Source organism: Bartonella sp. DB5-6, from assembly GCF_000278115.1.
Classification (GTDB): domain Bacteria; phylum Pseudomonadota; class Alphaproteobacteria; order Rhizobiales; family Rhizobiaceae; genus Bartonella; species Bartonella refiksaydamii.
The window spans coordinates 116,378-136,312 of sequence record NZ_JH725119.1 but is presented as its reverse complement, the minus strand read 5'-3'; the positions used below and the strand labels follow the sequence as shown (position 1 = coordinate 136,312).

Here is a 19,935-nt window from a genome sequence, read left to right as displayed (position 1 = left end):
ATTTGTCTTACTTTTTTAGTAATATGCCTTTCACGAACAGCTTAGAAATTATAGAAATGTTGCTAACGATTTGGATTTGTTTTAATAAAAATATCAATTATGCCCTTTTAAAAAGCTTTAAAGCATGCTATACTCCCGCGGAGATGTTCAATTCGAATAATAATAGAGTTGTTTATTTTTTTATAACGAAGAGATTTTATCGTTCAGTAATGGGTATTGGGCTTGTAGATCATTTGTTTACCCAATTTATAATACGCTTAATGATATAAAAATGGGTCTTTCTTTTTAAGAAATTTGATTATGTATCAGCGTTTTCAACTATTCTTGGCTTTTCATTTTAAAGAAGTACCTTTGAATTTTTTAAAATTTTATTTTAGTATGCTTATTTTTTAATTAAAATTTTTGCCGAGAAACTATAAAGTATAAAAGCTTCATCATGGAAGCATACTATTGTTAGTTCGTAATAAGACGAGAATGTTGTCCGTTAAAGAACAGTCACTTTATAGTTATTCTAAAATTGCACATGACAAATCGATTTAATCTACCAAATGTTATGACAACACCATAGACATTTTCACCTTTTCGATTTGCATCAGAAGATGCATGAAGAAAAATTTAAATTTATCCGATAAGTTAGAAGTTCTATGCGTTGCACTACCTGATACTAGAGATTCATGGTTGAAAATAAAAATTATAATAGAAAAATTTAAATTAAAGAAAATCGTAGAATAATATAGAAGTTTACTTTAATTATATTGCAATATTAATTTATTTATGCAATCTTGACTTATTCTATTGCACTAAGATACTTATTAGTAAATTTCATAAAAGACAAATGATATAAAAAGGGGGATGTTATATATGGGTGCATAAGAGTTTAATTGGCTGTTTCTAGCCTTTTTTCCAGATTTGACTTTTCCCTTTATATTGAAGTAAAAAGTATAAAAGAGGGTGTCATTTCATTGGTTTAATTTAATACACTTGATTGAAATTATATTTAATATTCCTAATGTTGGGGTTATTGTAAAAGCGCGTTGAAAGGATTAACTTAATCATGTCGCATAAAAATGTTTGTTCTATTGTTTCAGTATTAGCTGGAGCTGCTGCCCTTTTCCTTATAATTCATCCTTCTGCGGGTGCGCAGACTTTATCTCAAGGTTGGTATAAGGTTTGTAGCAAGCAGCGTGATGTTGATGTTTGTAATACAATGAACACTGTTGTATCAAATACTGGACAGCCTTTGACGGCTTTTAATCTCGTTGAAATAAAAGGAAAACAAAATGAAAAACGTATAGGCATTCAAGTGCCTACAGGCCGTTTTTTACCAGAAGGTGTTCATATTCAAATAGGGGATAACTTCTCTAAAAAAATTCCTTATGTTATTTGTAATGGGCCAAGTTGTATTGCCAATGATGTTTTAGATGATAAACTCATTGCTGCTATGAAAGGTGGTTCGAAAATGGTTGTAACTACAATTAATTTCCGTGGTTCAGCGAACCCTATTGAATTTTCTCTTAATGGATTCACAGCTGCATACACAGGTCCTGGTATGGAGGAAAAAGATTTTCAACAAGAACAAATAAAGTTACAACAAGCCATTCAATCAAAGCAAAAAGAGATTGAAGAGCGTATGCGGGCTGAGCAAGAAAAAGCTAAACAAAATTAATAAATACGTAACATAAGAAAGCATTTATTATGTTTACTTATTCAAACCGTCGCAAATAATTTGCGGCGGTTTTTTTTTATTAATTTTTTAAAATAGTTTTGCGTTTCCACCAACCAATACGCTCAGTTTTTGGAGCATCATTAGGCATTGATGATATAACAACAGAATGATTGGTTTTCTCCTCAATCTTAGAGGAAGTTGCTTCGATAGATTTCTCACTTACAGTTTTTTTCTTTGATGTTTTATCTATTGGGGATGATTCTTTAGAGAGTGATTTTTTACGTGTTGATTTTTTGCCACCTGTAGGAGTTTTCTCTACCTCCTCAGAAGCAGATTTAACTACTTTTTTTGTTTTGTTTTTATGTACCGAGTTAGCTGTAAATTTTTCTTCAAGAAGTTCTGGTGTTGCTATATCCTGATTGCTCTCAGGGGAGAACTTTTTTTGCATGGCTTTTGAAAAACGTTTTTTAGGTTTAGCATCCGTATCAACTTTTACAGCCTCATCTTGTTGTACAACTAGATATTGTGTATCATTTTTCTTTTCTTCAAATTGAACAGATTCAGCAACTGGAATACGACGCTTACGATGCGCTATTTTCATTTCTTCCAAAGACTGCTTAGCAAAATCTCCTACTGGTTCTGCATAAGGAATACGAGGTTGATAAAAACTATTATCTTGATTACGACGACCACCACGACGTCCTCGACGACGAAATCGACGATGAGACTCATCATTTAACATGTTGTCTTTTTTATGAGCAGTAGAGAGAGAATTGTCATTTTCACCTTGGCGATTCTTACGCCGCCGTTTCTGGTTTGTCTCAACGGGAATTGTATCTTCAGTAGATTTGCTGTCGGTGAAGATTGCATCTTCTTCTTTACTGTCATCTTCAAAGATTAATGGCGGCTGAGAAACCGACTCTGCTATTGTACCCTTAGAAATAATGCAATGTTGTGTTCCAATGCTATCATCTGCCACAATACTAATATTAAGTTTAAAGCGTGCTTCTAGATTAACAAGAATATTGCGTTTATAATTTAACACATAAAGCGCTGTTGTTACGGGAGTGCGTACAGTAATGTTATGTTGCGGATTATGAAGAAGATACTCTTCAATTGAGCGCATGACGTGTAAAGCAATTGATGATTCAGAACGCACACTTCCTGTTCCAGCGCAATGCGGGCAGGGTTGTGTCGTACTTTCTAAAACTGAGATGCGAATACGTTGACGACTCATTTCCAAAAGGCCGAAGTGTGAAATATGGCCAACTTGAATACGTGCACGGTCGCTTTTTAAACAATCTTTCAACTTTTTTTCAACCAGTTTTACATTACGCTCTTCAAGCATGTCAATGAAGTCAATCACAATCAAGCCAGCAAGATCACGCAAGCGTAACTGACGCGCTATTTCTTCTGCGGCTTCAAGATTGGTTTGTAATGCTGTTTTTTCGACAGAGAGTTCTTTAGTTGAGCGTCCAGAGTTTACATCAATAGCAACAAGCGCTTCTGTTTGATTAATAACAAGATAACCACCAGATTTTAAAGAAACTTGCGGGTGCAACATTTTATCAAGTTGAATTTCAATATTATTGCGCGCAAAAATAGGAATATAATCACGGTAAGGTTGTACAACTTTTGCATGACTTGGCATGAGCATACGCATGAAGTCTTTTGCTTCACGATATCCTTGGTCACCAGAAACAAGAATTTCATTGATATTCTTATTATAAAGATCTCTTATTGAGCGTTTTATAAGGTTGCTTTCTTCATGAACAAGGCATGGTGCTGTGGATTTGAGTGTTAAAGCACGAACAGTATCCCATAGACGTGTGAGATATTCATAATCACGTTTAATTTCAGCTTTTGTTCTATTGGCTCCAGCGGTTCTTAAAATAACTCCCATACCCTTGGGAACTGCTAATTCTTTTACAATTTCTTTCAGACGTTTGCGATCTTGTACATTCGTGATTTTTCGTGAAATACCACCACCACGTGCTGTATTGGGCATTAAAACAGAATAGCGGCCTGCTAGGGATAAATATGTTGTGAGTGCAGCACCTTTATTGCCACGCTCTTCCTTGATAACTTGCACCAATAAAATTTGACGCCGTTTAATTACTTCTTGAATTTTATACTGCCGTCCTTGCTTTCGCTGATAGGCGGGAAGTTCTTCACGGATATCCTCTGCACCAACCATTTCGATATCATCACGAGAAATATTTGTATCAAATGCTTCTTCTATATCATCAATCGTTATTGCATCGGGTGTCATATCATTTTCAATATCCGCTGCCACGACATTGCTACGCTCGTCTTTTTTTGTTTTTCTGGGGCGTTTTTTATTTCTGTTCGTTTCTTCAGTAAAATCATCTACATAATTTTCTTTTACAGCAGCTTTTTCCTCTTCTTCAAGAAGAGCGAGACGATCAGCAATAGGAATTTGATAATAGTCGGGATGAATTTCAGAAAATGTCAAAAAACCATGGCGGTTGCCACCATATTCGACAAAAGCCGCTTGAAGTGATGGTTCTACACGCGTAATACGTGCTAGATAAATATTCCCTTTGAGCTGTTTTTTATGTTCTGATTCAAAATCAAGTTCCTCAATTTTGTTGCCGTGAACGACAACAACACGTGTTTCCTCTGGATGAGAGGCATCTATAAGCATTTTGTTTGACATAAGTTAAAATCCTGAAGGCGACATGCGCAACTTTATTCAGACGAACAACGTAATTATTCGTAAATATAAGAGGCTGTCTGCCATAAAAGGGAGGTACCAGCAAAACAGAACGGGACACTACGTACAGATACGTGATTTCACGTGTAGCGTTTTTTATCATCATCTCCATCTGTTTTATATGACTCATAATTTTTGTAAGTCTCCGGTAAAATAATCTTTAAAATAGTTCAGATGTCCGAACCAGCGAGTCTTAAATAACGCAATCCCAGTTTTTGTGACACAAAAATTTTTTATCCACAAAAAGCCTAAATGTGTAACATGCAATAAACCTTCTAAAGATAACTTAATATGGACTACAGATAATTTAAATGGTTACCATAGACTAGGAAGCGTAAATATTCTTTTATGTTGATATCATGGTTTTGGCAAGTAACAATATAAATACCGAGCATTATAATTATAATGTCTTTAGTTGCCTTAATTGCATTTTTTAGATGTTAAAGTGGAAGGGCTTAATATTTATTGGAAAATATGGAATAAATTTGATGCATTGCTTTGTATATGGTTAAAATCAGTTGATGCTAAGATAGAATATAGAGTGTTTTTTATGATAAGAGGGTTTTCTACCAAAAAGCCGAAAGTAGCTTGTTGGGATGTTATGTTATGCATCTCATATTATTTATTATTTTTTTTTATATTCCTAACAAACACCCAAGCTGAAAATGCCTTAAAACTTGTTAATTTGCGGATTATTGGTGATAGTGCACACACGCGTATTATTGCGTTTTTTAATGCTGAACCAAATGTTCATTTACAGATTTTGGATAAGCCGGCGCGTTTAGTTATAAATTTACCTACGGTTGATTTTTCAGAGCAAAATACATCTTTAAAGAAACAGGCTACATTATCAAGCATGTTATTAGACGTGCGTTACGGTTTTGCTGATATACGAACTTCACGCATTATTTTAACAAGCAAAATTGCTTTTATTGTTGAAAAAAGTACGATACAAAAATTAGAGAATGGTTTATGGCAACTACTGATTGATATTAGTAAAAGTACTCAAGAAAAATTTGATAGCATATTTAAAAAACAGCAAAGAGCCAATTTAGATGCAAAAACGCAACTAATGCAAACGCGTAATTTTCGTGTTATTCTTGATCCTGGACATGGTGGAATTGACGGTGGTGCGCGGGGTGTTGGTGGCATTTTAGAAAAAGATATAACTCTAGCCTTTACACGTGTTCTGCAAGATGAGTTAAAAAAAGATTCTCATATCACTGTTTCTTTAACGCGCGATTCTGATGTCTTTTTGAGATTAAGTGAAAGAGTTAAAAAAGCACAAGAATTTGGTGCTGATCTTTTTATATCCATTCATGCAGATACCATTAATGTAGATTCTCTTCGTGGAGCTACAGTATATACCATATCAGACAAAGCATCTGATGCAATTGCAAAATCTTTAGCTGAAAATGAAAATAAAGTTGATCTGCTTGATGGTTTTCCTGCAGATGAATTGCTTGAAGTTACAGATATCTTAATCGATCTCACGCGACGTGAAACACATGCATTTTCGGTGAATTTTGCTAATAGTGTTATCTCAAATTTATCAAAAGGTAATATCAATTTGATAAATAATCCTCATCGATATGCTGACTTTCAAGTTTTAAGAGCTTCAGATATACCTTCTGTATTGATAGAAATAGGGTATTTATCAAATAAAGAGGATGAAAAATTATTAAATAATCCCCAATGGAGAAAACAAATGGCTGCGTCTATTGCTCGTTCTATTCGTCAATTTGCTGAATATAGGCAGAAAATTATGCGACCTCTTTAAATTTGTGAGAAAATAGAGTATCAGTGTGAACTTCTAGGTAAAAAATAGAAAACAGTTTTTTCTTTATCTCAGTTTAATAGTGGTATCCGCCTAATGTTGATGAGATAACGTGTTTTTTCTTTGATAAATTCTGAAGAAAGCGATAGCCGTTTCGATGATGATTTTTTTTAGATATCTTCTTAGTTTTGTTATTATTCTTGGATTTTGGAAAACAGTAATACAGGAGGCAATAGCAAAGGAACAGGAAAATGTACTTCCTGATTATGAAGTTCTTTCGCTCTATGAACCGCCTGTAATGACACGCGTCCATGCTGCTGATGGTAGCCTTATGGCAGAGTTTGCAACAAAACATCGCCTCTATTTACCAATTCAATCAATACCCAAAATTCTTAAAGAGGCTTTTATTTCTGCTGAAGACAAAAATTTCTATCATCATTTTGGTTTAGATCCCGAAGGACTTTCTCGAGCCTTAATCAATAATATCCGGAATATTGGTTCTGGAAAACGCCCTGAAGGGGCATCAACCATTACACAACAGGTCGCTAAAAACTTCCTTTTAAGTTCAGAAACAACATTAGAGCGTAAATTAAAAGAAGCTATTTTGGCGATGCGTATTGAGAGGACCTATTCAAAAGATCATATTCTTGAGCTTTATCTAAACGAAATTTATCTCGGCCGTGGCACTTATGGTATTGCGGCAGCTTCTTTGACTTATTTCAATAAATCCGTCAATGATCTTACTTTAGAACAGTGTGCTTATTTGGCTGCTCTTCCAAAAGGTCCGGCGAATTATGATCCGTTCAAAAATACAAAACGTGCTGTTAGTCGGCGTAATTGGGTTATAGATCGCATGATTGCAAATGGATATGTAACGCGTGAACAAGGTGAAAAAGCTAAAACAAAGCCCTTAGGAACAACAATGCGCGGCAGTGATAGCTACGTTTTTGCTGCTGACTATTTTACTGAAGAGGTGCGTCGCCGTTTAATGTATCGTTATGGGGCCAAAACACTTTACGAAGGAGGGCTTTCAATTCGTACAACGCTTGATCCACATTTACAACTTTTTGCGCGACGCGCTTTACACAATGGGTTAACTAAATTTGATCATTTACAAGGTTGGAGGGGAGCTTATGGGCATATTGAAAAAAAAGATGATTGGGGCATAGAACTTGCAAATATCGCAGGGCTAAGTGATGTTCCTGAATGGCGTTTAGCCGTTGTTCTTTCTACTAGTGCCAATAAAGTAGAGATTGGTTTACAGCCAAAGCGTGAAGCTTCAGGCTTATTATCAAAAAAACGGGAAACTGCTATCTTATCTGAAGCTGATTCAAAATGGGCATTAAATATTGTAAAAGAAAATGGCTCTCGAAGAGTTGTTCAGAACCTATCTCGCGTTCTGCAAGTTGGAGATGTCATTTTTGTTGAAAAAGTATCCAATACAAATAATATTTATCGTTTACAACAAATCCCAAAGGTTGAAGGTGCAGTTGTTGCTATGGAACCCCATACAGGGCGAGTTCTTGCAATGGTAGGAGGATTTTCTTTTGCAGCATCTGAGTTTAATCGTGCAACGCAAGCTTATCGTCAGCCTGGTTCTGCTTTCAAGCCTTTTGTGTATGCAGCGGCACTCGACAATGGATATACACCAGCATCAGTTGTTTTAGATGGTCCCATCGAAATTCGCCAATATAATGGTGAAGTTTGGCAACCTAAAAATTATGGAGGTACATTTGCAGGACCTTCAACGCTGCGTTATGGCATTGAACATTCCCGTAATCTTATGACAATACGACTTGCTTATGATATGGGAATGCCTCTTGTAGCTGAATATGCAGAGCGTTTTGGTATTGTAGATAAATTACAGCCTTATTTACCCATGGCCCTAGGAGCTGCCGAAACAACAGTTTTACGAATGGTTACAGCTTATTCAGTTATTGCCAATGGGGGGCGCTCTATTAAACCGTCCCTGATAGATAGAATTCAAGATCGTTATGGGAAAACGATTTATCGTCATGATGATCGTATCTGTGAAAATTGTCATGCTCAGTCATGGGATAATCAAAGTGAACCTATATTGATCGATGAACGAGATCAAGTTCTTGACCCTATGACGGCTTATCAGATTACATCAATGATGGAAGGGGTTGTTCAGCGAGGTACAGCTGCACGTTTACGTTACCTCAATCGACACATTGCTGCTAAAACAGGAACTACTAATGATTCTAAAGATGTATGGTTTATGGGGTTTACCCCTGATCTTGTCGTTGGTATTTTTGTTGGTTACGATCAACCCGCACCGTTAGGATACAACGGTACAGGGAGTTCATTGGCAGCTCCTATTTTTGGTGAATTTATGGCAGAAGCACTGAAAGGAAAGCCAGATGTACCATTTAGAATGCCAGAGGGTATGATTTTAATGCCTATTAATCGTAAGACAGGTATGCTCGCGGAAAGAAGAGATCATGATGTCATTATAGAAGCATTTAAGCCAGGAACTGGACCTGCTGATATATACCAAGTAATTGGTAGTATGGATTCTTTTCAAGAAGGTGTACCTTCAGGAACAACTTCTCCACAGGTCAACAAAGCTCTTGAAAGTGGTACGGGTGGGCTATATTAATCGGCGAAAAACTCCTTTGCTATAAGTAGCTGAAGGAGAATATTTTTATCTGTTTTTTCGTAGTGTAGCTACGGTAAATAGATTGGTGCGATCAGGTCATCCATTTTTATAATCTGTAAGTCTGTAAAAATGTCTAAAAATATAAATTAAAAAGATTGTAAAAAAATAAAAACTATGGTGTTAAATTATGCGAGCAGAAATAGAAACATTAGTCGACGAAATCCAAAAAGCAATTAAGTTGCTAAGGGGGCATCTTTGACTGGGATCAGTCGCTAAAACGTCTTGAATATCTCAATCAAAAAGCGGAAGACCCAACACTTTGGGATAATGCACAACAAGCGCAAGATATGATGCGTGAACGTCAGTATCTTGGTGATTCAATCAATAGCATTCGATCATTTACAAAAACACTCGAAGAATGCATTGAATTAATTGCTATGGGAGAAGAAGAAAGTGATATCGAAATTATCTCTGATGCAGAAAATTCAATACGTAATCTTAAGAGTGAGATAGATAAAAGACAAATTGATGTGCTCCTTTCCGGAGAAGCTGATTCGAATGATACTTATCTAGAAGTTCATGCTGGTGCAGGAGGTACGGAAAGCCAAGATTGGGCTTCTATGTTGTTACGCATGTATACGCGCTGGGCTGAACAGCATAAAATGAGGGTTGAGATATTAGAAATTCACGATGGAGAAGAAGCAGGAATAAAATCAGCGACTCTTCTCGTAAAAGGACATAACGCTTATGGTATGTTGAAAACAGAATCAGGCGTTCATCGTTTGGTACGTATTTCACCATTTGATTCAAATGCGAAGCGTCATACCTCTTTTGCAAGCATATGGGTTTATCCAGTCATTGATGATAATATTGAGGTTGATGTTTCAGAGGCAGATGTTCGTATTGATACATATCGCGCATCAGGAGCCGGAGGGCAGCATGTTAACACAACAGATTCCGCAGTTCGCATCACGCATATAAAAACAGGTATTGTTGTTCAATGTCAAACGGAGCGTTCTCAACATAAAAATCGAGCGACTGCGTGGTCTATGTTGCGAGCAAGACTTTATGAAGAAGAACTCAAAAAGAGAGAAGAAGAAACAAATGCTGTTGAAGCTTCTAAAACAGAAATCGGATGGGGACATCAAATTAGATCTTATGTTCTTCAACCCTATCAGCTTGTCAAGGATTTACGCACAGGTGTTGAAAATACTGATCCACAATCTGTACTTAATGGCAATTTAGATGTATTTATAGAAGCAACACTCGCTCAACGCCTTTATGGAAAAAGCCAAAAAGTTGAAGATACAGATTAATGAGATACAACATTTCCCAAAATCTTATGAATTCATCATTTGGCGCATTAAATTCAGTCATATATCTAGATTCATTAAAGCCTATGGGAGGTTGTTCTTGCATCTTATAGTTACTCGAATAAAAAAACTTATAAACCATTACGATGTAAAAGTGTAGCAGCAGCTAACACCTCTTCAGCATGTTTAGGTACGCTAACTTTACGCCATTCTTCTGCTATCTTTCCAGTTGCGTCAATCAGAAAAGTGCTTCGTTCAACACCCATATATTTGCGCCCATACATGCTTTTTTCAACCCAAACACCGTAAGCTTCAAGTGTCGTTTTTTCTTCGTCGGAAACAAGGATAATATCGAGTTCGTGTTTTGTTTTAAACTTATCATGTTTTTTTACATTGTCTGGAGATATTCCAATAATAACAACCCCAATTTCATCAAATTTTGTTTTTAATCTGGTAAAATCAATCGCTTCACACGTGCATCCACTGGTGTCGTCTTTCGGATAAAAATATAAAACAACGAACTTTCCTTGAAGATCAGAAAGACACAATTTCCCTCCACCATCGCGTGGCAAATTAAAATCAGGAGCAAGGGTGCCTTTCATCAATCTTGTCATTTTTTGTCTTTCTTTTTTTCGTAAGTATCGCGCATAACAAGACAGAAAAGAAGTGACTCTTCAATTTTCTAAAATAAATTTATGCCGAAAATTTTTATTTCTCTTGTAGAACTCATTATATATCATGAAGACTAAATTGGAAAAATAAATTTAGCGTAAAAAATCATAAGCATTATGTAACAAAAGAACACAAAAGTTAGAGAAAGAAGACAAATAATTATAAAGAAATTAGACTGGTTTCAGTATCACGTGTTTTTTCTTACCGAAGGAAAGTTTAATTATTCCTGATACGTTAACATCTTCTTCAAAAATAAGACGTGTTTCATCTTCAATGATTTTGTCATTAATACGTACACTTCCACCTTGAACATGTCGGCGCGCTTCACTGTTAGATTTGGCTAGTTCTGCTTGAACTAAAAGAGTTAGTAAACCAACACCCGTTTTTAATTTTGCTGCATTAATTTCAACAGTTGGAAGATTTTCCCCGTGTGCTTTTTCTTCAAAAGTTTTACGAGCAGTTTCTGCTGCCTCATTCGCAAGACTATGTCCATGCAACATTGCTGTAATTTCTGTTGCAAGAATTTTCTTTGCTTCGTTAATTTCAGTCCCTTGCAATGCAGAAAGTTTGAGAATTTCATTCATTGGCAATGTGGTATAGAACTTTAAAAATCGTGTAACATCAGCATCTTCTGTGTTTCGCCAATATTGCCAAAATTGGTAAGGAGAAAGCATATCTGCATTAAGCCATACGGCGCCATTCAATGACTTACCCATCTTGGCACCAGAAGAAGTTGTCAGCAATGGTGAAGTTAATGCATATAACTGTGTTGTTCCTAACCGATGTCCTAATTCAATTCCGTTGATAATATTGCCCCATTGGTCAGAGCCTCCCATTTGCATACGAAGACCATAGCGCTTATAAAGTTCAACAAAATCATAAGCTTGTAGGATCATATAATTAAACTCTAAAAATGACAAAGAATGTTCACGCTCAAGTCTCAGCTTAACAGAATCAAATGACAACATACGATTGACGGAAAAATGTTTTCCTACATCACGCAAAAATTCTAAGTAGTTCAAATTGCATAACCATTCAGCATTATTGACAATGCATGCATCATTATTTTTATCACCAAATGTTAAATAGTTAGCAAATACCTTTTTAATACTAGCGATGTTTGAAGCAATATCATCTTGTGTGAGAAGCCGTCGCGCTTCATCTTTGAAGGAAGGATCACCAATCAACCCCGTTCCCCCACCCATCAAAGCAATGGGGCGATGTCCGGTTTTTTGTAACCAATAAAGCATCATGATTTGAAGAAGACTTCCGGCGTGTAGACTTGATGCTGTAGGATCAAATCCAATATAAGCGCTTACAACTTCTTTTGAAAAAAGATCATCTAAGCCTTTTTCATCCGAAATTTGGTGAATAAAGCCACGTTCATTCATAATGTGTAAAAAATCAGATTTAAAGGCAAACACGAATTTTATTTCCTGACTAATATTGCATTCGTTTATATAATGAGGGGTTAGTGTACTCTCTCTACCATAAATAATGCGTATCTCACAAGAGAACGGAAAATATTGGTAACGAAAGATAATGAAACACTATTTTGCTTATATATTTTAAGGAGGACTTCTTCTCATTGAGAGAGAAGATATTGTTTTTCTTCCTAAACGCAGGTGGGTGTAAAAAACTAGAAAACAGTGTAAAAAAACAAAAAGGCACTTTAGTTATCAAAATGATTTCTTTCATTTTTATAAATTTCTAATGCTTTTAGGTAAGTGAAAGTATTTCAGGTGGAGGAGTAAGAAATTCACCTGTAATATGATTATCTAAATATTGTGCACATCGTTCAATGAGCTCTTTATTACATCCGCTAAAAAAGTGGTTAGCACCTTCCAGTATTTCTTGTGTAATGGTAATGCCTTTTTGTGTTTTTAATTTATCCACAAGCGTTTGTACATCTTTTGGAGGAGAAACTTTATCGATATCACCGTGAATGATAAGTCCAGAGGAAGGACAAGGGGCAAGAAATGAAAAGTCATAAACATTAGGTTGAGGAGCAACAGATATAAAGCCCTCAATTTCTGGTCGACGCATTAAAAGCTGCATACCAATCCAAGCACCAAATGAATATCCAGCTACCCAACAATTTTTAGAATCAGGATGCTGTGTTTGTACCCAATCGAGTGCAGCAGCAGCATCTGAAAGTTCTCCTATTCCATAATCAAATTCGCCTTGGCTACGGCCAATACCACGAAAGTTAAAACGTAATGTAGTAAAGCCACGTTGTTGGAACATGTAAAAAAGATCATAAACAATTTTATTGTTCATTGTTCCACCAAATTGGGGATGAGGATGTAAAATAATCGCAATTGGTGCATTTCTTTGTTGTGAAGGTTGATAACGTCCTTCCAGCCGACCTGCGGGACCATTAAAAATAATTTCTGGCATTAAATGCTCCTTAAATGCTATAAAGGCTCTCATTGACCTTGGTCGACTTTTACCATAGAATCTTTTAGTTAATCACTAGATATTCTTTTTTAAGTGCATTTTTCAAGCAAATTGCACTATTTTTTTAATCAATACATAAGATGAACGATTGTTATGTAAAATGGTTGTAAGACGCCGATATTTTGATCATAATGCAACAACACCGCTCAAGAAAACGGCGCGGGTAGCATTGCTGGAAGCCTTAGAGATCTTTGGTAATCCGTCATCTGTTCATGCGGAAGGACGTGCTGCTAAAGCTTTATTACAAAAAGCGCGTCGACAAATCGCTAAAAACCTCAACACACACCCAGATCATGTTGTATTTACGTCTGGTGCGAGTGAAGCAGCAATGACTTTATTAACACCCTTTTATAACATGGGAAGCTCTAAAATTCAATTTTCTCATCTTTACATTGGGGCTACTGAACATCCATCTGTTGCAGAAGGGGGACGCTTTTCTAAAGAATGCATCAGCACAGTTGCTGTTGATCAAGATGGTCTCATTAAACAAGATATATTAGCCTCTCTCTTAAGCGTTCACGATAAAACACAAGGACTTCCTCTTGTTGCTATTCAAGCCGCAAATGGTGAAACTGGTGTTATTCAACAAATAAAAGAAATAGCTGCTATCGTTCGGGATTCTGGAGGCATTCTTATTGTTGATTTGACACAATATGTAGACAAAAATTTTGTTGATATTAATCAGATGGGAGGAGATTTTTTTATACTATCTGCGCATAAAATTGGCGGTCCTAAAGGAACAGGTGCTTTTGTTTCATATGGCAACCTTTTGATGCCATATCCTCTTATTGTAGGAGGAGGGCAAGAAAAAGGTTTACGTGGAGGAACAGAAGGACTGCCGCTTATTGCTGCTTTTGGAGCAGCGATGGCTGATTGTTTTACCCCAAAAGAGATAAAGCAGTTAATATATTTACGCAATAAATTAGAAGATGGAATACAAAAAATGTGTAGTGATGTTGAAATTTTTGGCAAAAGAGTTCAGCGTTTGCCAAACACAACTTATTTCACTGTGCGCAATATAAAAGCTGAAACTCTGCAAATTGGTTTTGATTTGGCTGGGTTTTCTGTATCTGCAGGTTCTGCTTGTTCTTCTGGAAAAGTAAAACAAAGTAGTGTCTTGGAAGCAATGGGGCATTATGTTCCCAATGGAGCAATTCGCATTTCAATAGGAAGGTGTACAACTTCTAAAGATATTGATGATTTTCTATTGTTTTTTTCTCAGATTATTAGTAACAGGTAAGGGGTGGAATTTATCATTTGATAATTATAAATTAGAATTATTAAAAATAAGCTTGATTGAGATTTTCCTACTTTCCATATAATCTAAGTAGTGAATTGTTCACTTTGATTTTGTGAAAAACAAGATTTTTAGTCACCGGTTCTTGACACCAAAAAATGGAGAAAGTTTATGCCGGCAGTACAAGAAACAATACGCAAAGTGCGTGAAATAGATGTTGATCAATATAAATATGGGTTTGAAACCAATATTGAAACAGATAAAGCTCCCAAAGGTTTAGATGAAAATATTATCAAATTTATTTCTGCTAAAAAACATGAACCGGAATGGATGTTGACATGGCGTTTGCAAGCTTTTCACCGTTGGTTGACAATGCAAGAGCCTGATTGGGCGCGTATTGAATATCCCAAAATTGATTTTCAAGAGCTTTATTATTACGCGGCTCCTAAAAACCATACAGGGCCAAAATCTTTAGATGAAGTAGATCCTGAATTGTTGGCAACCTATGAGAAACTTGGCATTCCTCTCAAGGAGCAAGAAATTTTGGCAGGAGTAAGAAAACAATCTGATCCCTCTACTTTTGATGATAGTATTTATGCATCAGGACAAGTAGCTGTTGATGCGGTTTTTGATTCTGTTTCTGTTGTGACGACATTTAAAAAAGAATTGGCACGTTCTGGCGTTATTTTTTGCTCTATTTCAGAAGCAATTATAGAACATCCTGATCTTATTAAGGAATATTTAGGAGCAGTTGTACCAGCGGGTGATAATTATTATGCCGCCTTAAATGCAGCCGTTTTTACAGATGGTTCATTTGTTTACATCCCAAAAGGGGTTCATTGCCCTATGGAGCTTTCAACTTACTTTAGGATTAATGAGCGTAACACAGGACAATTTGAACGTACACTCATTATTGCCGATGAAGATTCTTACGTTTCTTATCTTGAAGGCTGTACAGCACCTCAACGTGATGAAAACCAACTTCATGCTGCTGTTGTTGAACTTATTGCGCTGAAAAATGCAGAAATTAAATATTCCACAGTACAAAATTGGTATCCTGGTGACAAAGAAGGTAAGGGCGGTATTTATAATTTTGTAACGAAGCGAGGAGATTGTCGAGGGGATAATTCTAAGATTTCATGGACACAAGTTGAAACCGGTTCTGCGATTACTTGGAAGTACCCATCCTGTTTACTGCGTGGTGATAATTCACGTGGGGAATTTTATTCTATTGCCGTTGCAAATGGTCATCAACAGATTGATTCTGGTACTAAAATGATTCATTTAGGGAAAAATACATCAAGTCGTATTGTTTCGAAAGGTATTTCTGCTGGTTTTTCAAATAACACATATCGGGGGCAAGTTACAGCACATCGAAAAGCGAAGAATGCACGTAATTTTACGCAATGTGACAGTTTATTAATTGGTAATGATTGTGGTGCCCATACAGTACCTTATATTGAAGCAAAAAATGCAACAGCACAATTTGAACATGAAGCGACGACATCAAAAATTTCTGATGATCAGCTTTTTTATGTTATGCAGCGGGGAATTTCTGAGGAAGAAGCAATAGCGTTAATTGTGAATGGTTTTGTAAAAGAAGTTATTCAAAAACTTCCAATGGAATTTGCTGTTGAAGCACAAAAACTCATTGGTATTAGTCTTGAAGGTAGCGTTGGATAATTGTTTAGGTAAGAGCGTATTTAACGTAAAACAGTCAAAACAGGATTTAATTATGTTAGAGATAAAAAATTTACGTGCTCGGATTGTTGGGACCGATACAGAAATTATTCGCGGTCTAAACTTAACGGTTCAAGATGGTGAAGTTGCTGCTATTATGGGACAAAATGGAGCTGGAAAATCGACTTTGTCTTATTTGCTTGCTGGTCGCAATGATTATGAAGTGATAGAAGGTGATATTCTTTATAATGGGCAATCCATTTTAGAAATGGATCCAGCAGAACGTGCCTCATACGGTATTTTTCTTGCATTTCAATATCCAATGGAAATACCTGGAGTGGCAACTATGGAGTTTTTAAAAATTGCGATGAATTCTCAGCGCAAAGCGCGTGGTAATGAAGAACTTAAAATTCCTGAATTTATAAAATATGTTAAAGAGATTTCTTCAAAACTTGAAATAGATATGAACATGCTAAAGCGTCCATTAAATGTAGGTTTTTCAGGTGGAGAAAAAAAACGAGCTGAAATTTTACAAATGGCGCTTCTTGAACCTAAACTTTGTATTTTAGACGAAACAGATTCTGGTTTAGATATTGATGCGCTAAAAATTGTTGCAGATGGAGTTAATAAACTTCGGGATTCAAAGCGTTCATTTTTGATTATTACCCATTATCAACGCCTGCTTAATTATATTGTCCCTGATACGGTACATGTTCTTTATAAAGGACGCATTATTAAAAGCGGCGATAAATCGTTAGCGCTCTATTTAGAACAAAATGGATATGCTGATATTATCCGTGAAGCGGCTTGAGGTCATTGAATATGAGCATGAGCGCACAGCAAGAATTGTTAAAGGTTGAAAAAGATATACTCAATAATTTTAACCGATGTATAAGCAATTTACCCGGCGATAAGACAGTCCGTAAGAGAGCTATGGAATTGTTTCAAAATACACGGCTCCCTTCACGTAAAATCGAAAGTTGGCACTATACGAATCTTCGTACGTTATTGAAATCTGTTAGTGATTTTTCAGAAGTAAATGATAGGAAATTTGTTGATTCCTTGTTTCCAGAAAAGGTTGTTTTTTCTATTAAGAATGGCAAATCATCTACAAGGTCAAACATAGCAGATATTACAGTAAAAAATCTTGCAGATGCATTAAAAGAAAATTCTGTAAAAATAGATCAAATTATTTCTGATGAAGATTTTATTGGGCAATTAAACACAGCTTTTGTTACGGATGGTTGGCTTTTTCACATCCCTGAGAATACGAAGTTAACTGTTCCCATAGAATTACAAAATATTCAAATGGGTGGGCAATCCCATATTTTTTCAGACATAAAAATTGATAAAAACAGTCAAGCTGTGTTTGTTGAACACCAGATTGGCAATGATGAAGATACCTTTGTCAGTTCTATATTTTCTTTGGATATTGCTGCTTATAGTGATATTACGTGGATAATTATTCGAAATCGTGGTTTCAGTTCTACACAGTTTGGCCGATTTCGTGCGGTTCTTGGTCAAGGAGCTAAATTATCGCTTTATGTGATTAATATAGGTAGCCAACTTAATAGACAGGAAATTGATATTGAATTACAGGGGGAGGAGGCCGATTTTCAATTACGAGCAATAAATTTGCTATCTGGGCAAACGCATAGCGATCTTACAATGAACGTTCGTCATGTTGAAGAAAAGTCAACCTCAACCGAAATTATACGCAATGTGGTTACGGATAAAGCAGTTGGTGTTTTTCAAGGAATAATACGCGTTGCTCAAAAAGCGCAAAAAACAGATGCACGCATGGCTTGTAATAGCCTTATTCTTTCAGATGATGCGGAATTTAACGCAAAACCTGAATTAGAAATTTTTGCTGATGATGTTGCATGTGGTCATGGTGCGACGGTTGCCAATATTAATCATGATCATCTCTTTTATCTCATGGCGCGCGGCATCCCTTTTAAAACAGCTTGTGCACTTTTAATTAAAGGGTTTGTCTTCGAGCTTATTGAAGACATTACGCAGGATAATATTCAAGCTATTTTGGGAAATATTATTAGTACGTGGTTAGAAAAAAATGTTTAAGGTACAAAATGGGAAATGACGTACAAACATTAAATTATGATGTAGAAGCAATTCGGCATGATTTTCCTCTTTTGCACCATAGTGTTTATGGCAAGAGATTGGCTTATCTTGATAGTGGTGCATCTGCTCAAAAGCCGCAAGCTGTGCTTGATGCGATGAATAATTTCTACCAATGTTGTTATGCAAATGTGCATCGAGGAATGCATTTTTTATCAAATGCAGCAACACAATCTTATGAAGATGCTCGTGAAACAGTTCGTGCTTTTTTAAATGCTCAAACAGTGAAAGAAATTGTTTTTACGAAAAGTGCAACAGAAGCTATTAATACCGTTGCTTACGGTTGGGGGATGTCCAAATTGAATAAAGGCGATGAAATTGTTCTCACTATTATGGAACATCACTCCAATATTATTCCTTGGCATTTTATTCGTGAACAAAAAGGTGTGAAACTTGTGTTCGTACCAGTGGATAAGAATGGTACCTTACATATTGAAGATTTTAAAAATGCTTTGACTGATAGAACGAAGCTTGTTGCTGTTACGCATATGTCTAATATATTGGGGACTATTACTCCTGTTAAAGAAATTGTTAAACTAGCACACCAAAATAGTATTCCTGTTCTTGTCGATGGTTCTCAGGCTGCTGTACATTTAACAGTTGATGTGCAAAACCTTGATTGTGATTGGTACGTCTTTACGGGACATAAGCTTTATGGTCCTACAGGCATTGGCGTTCTTTATGGTAAAGAATATAGGCTAGAAGAAATGCATCCTTTTCAAGGAGGAGGGGAAATGATTGAGGATGTAACTATTGATAAAGTTTTTTATAATGCTCCCCCCTATCGTTTTGAAGCGGGCACTCCTCCCATAGCTGAAGCCATTGGATTGGCAGCTGCTATTAATTATATACAGAAAAAAGATAGAAATGCTATTCATGCACATGAAACAGCACTTTTATCCTATGCACATGAAGGACTTGAAACAGTTAAATCATTGCATATTTATGGCCGTTCTCTTCATAAAGGTACTATTATATCTTTTGAAATAGAAGGCATTCATGCGCATGACATTGCTATGTTTATTGATAGGCAGGGTGTTGCCATACGTGCAGGAACGCATTGTGCACAACCTCTATTACAACATTTTGGTTTAATATCTGCTTGTCGTGCATCATTAGCCATGTATAGTAATCATACAGACATTGACCAGTTAGTGGAAGCATTAGAAAAAGCAAGGACATTTTTTAATGGCTAAATCAATTGCAGAGCATCATTCTACAGAAGAATCTGTTGAAACTGTAAGCGAAAATAAAAAAGCTTACATATCAGCAATTCCAGCAGATGAAATTGATCGTATGACCAATGATATTATTGCTGCTCTCAAAACAGTTTATGATCCGGAAATTCCTGCTGATATTTATGAGTTAGGATTAATTTATCGTATTGATATTGAAGATGATCGTTCCGTAAAAATTGAAATGACACTCACAGCACCAGGATGCCCCGTTGCAGGTGAAATGCCAGGCTGGGTAGAAAATGCTGTAAGCGCAGTTGAAGGCGTTTCGCATGTTGAAGTCACTATGACTTTTGATCCACCATGGACACCTGATTGTATGTCAGAAGAGGCGCAAGTTGCTGTAGGATGGTACTAAAGTACTATTCACAAATACGTTATTTATTTTTCATAAGT

At 36.1% G+C, this 19,935-nt stretch carries 14 protein-coding genes; 10 read left to right on the top strand and 4 right to left on the bottom strand.

All coding sequences use genetic code 11. The features are described from left to right. Window positions 1-1,054 precede the first annotated feature (1,054 nt). Window positions 1,055-1,666: an invasion associated locus B family protein gene (locus tag MCO_RS06490; RefSeq protein ID WP_007553349.1), complete on the top strand. Its 612-nt coding sequence runs from the start codon at window positions 1,055-1,057 to the stop codon at window positions 1,664-1,666. A gap of 79 nt (window positions 1,667-1,745) precedes the next feature. Here the strand turns inward: MCO_RS06490 and MCO_RS06485 are convergent, their stop codons facing one another. Next, window positions 1,746-4,346, bottom strand: a complete 2,601-nt coding sequence (locus MCO_RS06485) for a ribonuclease E/G (protein WP_007553348.1) — start codon at window positions 4,344-4,346, stop codon at window positions 1,746-1,748. 607 nt (window positions 4,347-4,953) lie between these two features. Between MCO_RS06485 and MCO_RS06480 the strand changes: the two genes are divergently transcribed. The 3 genes from MCO_RS06480 to prfB all read left to right on the top strand — a co-directional run bounded on the left by MCO_RS06480 (window position 4,954) and on the right by prfB (window position 10,119). Then, window positions 4,954-6,183, top strand: a complete 1,230-nt coding sequence (locus MCO_RS06480) for an N-acetylmuramoyl-L-alanine amidase (protein WP_040298989.1) — start codon at window positions 4,954-4,956, stop codon at window positions 6,181-6,183. A 154-nt stretch (window positions 6,184-6,337) separates the two neighbouring features. After that, window positions 6,338-8,803: a penicillin-binding protein 1A gene (locus MCO_RS06475; protein ID WP_007553346.1), complete on the top strand. Its 2,466-nt coding sequence runs from the start codon at window positions 6,338-6,340 to the stop codon at window positions 8,801-8,803. A 187-nt stretch (window positions 8,804-8,990) separates the two neighbouring features. Beyond that, window positions 8,991-10,119 (top strand): peptide chain release factor 2 gene (gene prfB, locus MCO_RS06470; RefSeq protein ID WP_155799352.1). Its coding sequence is split into 2 segments (ribosomal slippage): window positions 8,991-9,059 and window positions 9,061-10,119, totalling 1,128 coding nucleotides; the frame shifts between segments, so codons are not numbered across the junction. A gap of 128 nt (window positions 10,120-10,247) precedes the next feature. Here prfB and MCO_RS06465 read toward each other — a convergent pair. The 3 genes from MCO_RS06465 to MCO_RS06455 all read right to left on the bottom strand — a co-directional run bounded on the left by MCO_RS06465 (window position 10,248) and on the right by MCO_RS06455 (window position 13,188). After that, complete coding sequence (locus MCO_RS06465; protein WP_007553343.1) at window positions 10,248-10,730, bottom strand: peroxiredoxin; 483 nt, start codon at window positions 10,728-10,730, stop codon at window positions 10,248-10,250. Window positions 10,731-10,958: 228 nt separating this feature from the next. Beyond that, entirely contained in the window at window positions 10,959-12,212 is a 1,254-nt protein-coding gene (gene tyrS, locus MCO_RS06460) for a tyrosine--tRNA ligase (RefSeq protein ID WP_007553342.1), read from the bottom strand. A gap of 295 nt (window positions 12,213-12,507) precedes the next feature. Continuing rightward, complete coding sequence (locus MCO_RS06455; protein WP_007553341.1) at window positions 12,508-13,188, bottom strand: alpha/beta hydrolase; 681 nt, start codon at window positions 13,186-13,188, stop codon at window positions 12,508-12,510. A gap of 160 nt (window positions 13,189-13,348) precedes the next feature. On the opposite strand from MCO_RS06455, the gene MCO_RS06450 reads away from it, so the two are divergent. The 6 genes from MCO_RS06450 (at window position 13,349) to MCO_RS06425 (ending at window position 19,897) form a co-directional block, all read left to right on the top strand. Beyond that, on the top strand, window positions 13,349-14,488 hold the full coding sequence (locus MCO_RS06450) for a cysteine desulfurase family protein (protein WP_007553340.1): 1,140 nt from the start codon (window positions 13,349-13,351) through the stop codon (window positions 14,486-14,488). Between the two features lie 168 nt (window positions 14,489-14,656). Next, on the top strand, window positions 14,657-16,168 hold the full coding sequence (gene sufB / locus MCO_RS06445; RefSeq protein WP_007553339.1) for a Fe-S cluster assembly protein SufB: 1,512 nt from the start codon (window positions 14,657-14,659) through the stop codon (window positions 16,166-16,168). 52 nt (window positions 16,169-16,220) lie between these two features. Further along, the gene (gene sufC, locus MCO_RS06440; RefSeq protein WP_007553338.1) at window positions 16,221-16,976 is read left to right on the top strand and encodes a Fe-S cluster assembly ATPase SufC; all 756 of its coding nucleotides are present in this window, start codon (window positions 16,221-16,223) and stop codon (window positions 16,974-16,976) included. Window positions 16,977-16,987: 11 nt separating this feature from the next. Further along, window positions 16,988-18,247: a Fe-S cluster assembly protein SufD gene (gene sufD, locus MCO_RS06435; protein WP_007553337.1), complete on the top strand. Its 1,260-nt coding sequence runs from the start codon at window positions 16,988-16,990 to the stop codon at window positions 18,245-18,247. An 8-nt stretch (window positions 18,248-18,255) separates the two neighbouring features. Beyond that, window positions 18,256-19,500, top strand: a complete 1,245-nt coding sequence (locus MCO_RS06430) for an aminotransferase class V-fold PLP-dependent enzyme (protein WP_007553336.1) — start codon at window positions 18,256-18,258, stop codon at window positions 19,498-19,500. Then, a complete protein-coding gene (locus MCO_RS06425; RefSeq protein WP_007553335.1) occupies window positions 19,493-19,897 on the top strand; it encodes an SUF system Fe-S cluster assembly protein in 405 nt (134 codons plus the stop codon). Before MCO_RS06430 ends, MCO_RS06425 begins: the two co-directional genes overlap by 8 nt. Window positions 19,898-19,935 lie beyond the last annotated feature (38 nt).